Origin of the sequence: Micromonospora sp. NPDC050795, assembly GCF_044456785.1 — a bacterium.
Taxonomy (GTDB): domain Bacteria; phylum Actinomycetota; class Actinomycetes; order Mycobacteriales; family Micromonosporaceae; genus Micromonospora.
Genome location: NZ_JBITGE010000117.1, coordinates 1 through 1,291, shown reverse-complemented (window position 1 = coordinate 1,291; position 1,291 = coordinate 1). Strand labels below are relative to the sequence as shown.

At 66.4% G+C, this 1,291-nt stretch carries 2 protein-coding genes and 1 pseudogene; 1 reads left to right on the top strand and 2 read right to left on the bottom strand.

Annotated features, from left to right (window positions below; all coding sequences use genetic code 11):
- Positions 1-279 (bottom strand): transposase (locus ACIBEF_RS32505; RefSeq protein WP_396797251.1); only part of this gene is annotated, 279 nt, incomplete at its 3' end.
- 276 nt (positions 280-555) lie between these two features.
- Here ACIBEF_RS32505 and ACIBEF_RS32500 point away from each other — a divergent pair.
- A complete protein-coding gene (locus ACIBEF_RS32500) occupies positions 556-945 on the top strand; it encodes a transposase (RefSeq protein ID WP_396797249.1) in 390 nt (129 codons plus the stop codon).
- Here ACIBEF_RS32500 and ACIBEF_RS32495 read toward each other — a convergent pair.
- Positions 902-1,291: pseudogene (locus ACIBEF_RS32495) on the bottom strand (transposase family protein); the annotation flags it as partial. The gene ACIBEF_RS32500 and the pseudogene ACIBEF_RS32495 overlap by 44 nt on opposite strands.

Sequence of the window (1,291 nt, the reverse complement as noted above, 5' to 3'; positions counted from 1 at the left end):
GCCCTTCTTCAGGTCGCCGGTCTCGTCGACGACCAGGACCGCGTCCGGGTCACCGAACCGGTCGACGACCACGTCCCGCACGTCGTCGCGGACCGTGTCGGCGTCCCACACCGCCCGAGACAACAACCGTTGCATCGCATCCGGGCGGGCATGCCCGGCCTGCTCCGCCAACTGCCAGCACGTCTTGACCTCTATGTCGGCCAGTAGCCCGGTCACGAACGCCGCTGCCGTCCGACGCGGCTCGACCCGCCCGAACCGTCCCGCGAACGCATCGCACATCCCGGTCAGGACCTGTCGCCACCGGGCAGGGTTTACGCTGTGGCCTGCGGCCACCGCCAGATCCGAAGTCATGTCCACAGCAGACAGACGATCACGCGGTGGCCGCACCTCGTTTAACCGGCCCTCACCAGCGACATCTCAAACGGCGGCTGCCGTACTAGTACTCCAGCCGCAGTTGCCTGATCTGGCGTTTCGGCAGCTCATCGGCATGATCGACGTCGTCGTTGAGTCTGCCGCGTAGCTGCGAATGTCGATGTTATTCGGTGGGTAGGTGGTGTGGTCGCACCGTCTGTCTGTTGTGGTCAGTCGTGGGGCGGGCAGGCTTCCGTGCTTGTGTTGATCGATGAGATTGTGGTCTGGCGGGCCGGACTCGATGATCTGCTGGCGCGGTTCGCGCACCGGTTCGGGCGTGCGGAGCCGCGCCGGCAGGCGCTGAGTTACCTGGTCGGGTTGCTGTCGCCGCTGGCGAGCAAGAACGGCTGGACCCTGGCCGAGGCCGCCGGCGACACCACGCCGGACCGTATGCAACGGCTGCCCAACAAGTCAGCGTGGGACCCGGACGCTGTTCGCGACGACCTTTGCGAGACAGCCCCTACTAGGATTTTCTGGGTTTTGAGGTGTTGGCGCGTTCACCGCGGGCGCGGATACGCGCGTGTGAGCGGTTGACCGTTTTCTGCCGACGGGACAGTTTCGGCCGGTGGCGGTGGCGTTTGAGCGGGGTCGTGATGCTGCCGCGGGCGCCTTGGTATGTCTTGTCGGCGAAGGTCATCACGTGGGCGCTGCGCAGCGTGTCGATGATCTGGTGGGTGCGGGCCGCGGTCAGGTCATGGGTGGAACCGGGCAGGGCTGCGGACACCCAGATCAGCCGACCTGCTGGGTCGGTGATGACCTGCACGTTCACGCCGTGGCGCCGGTGTTTCCCGGAGTAGTAGGGCTTGTGGTCGGCGACCCGGTCGACCGGGATCAGGGTGCCGTCCAGGATTGCGTACGCCAGAACGCGGATCCTGGCCAT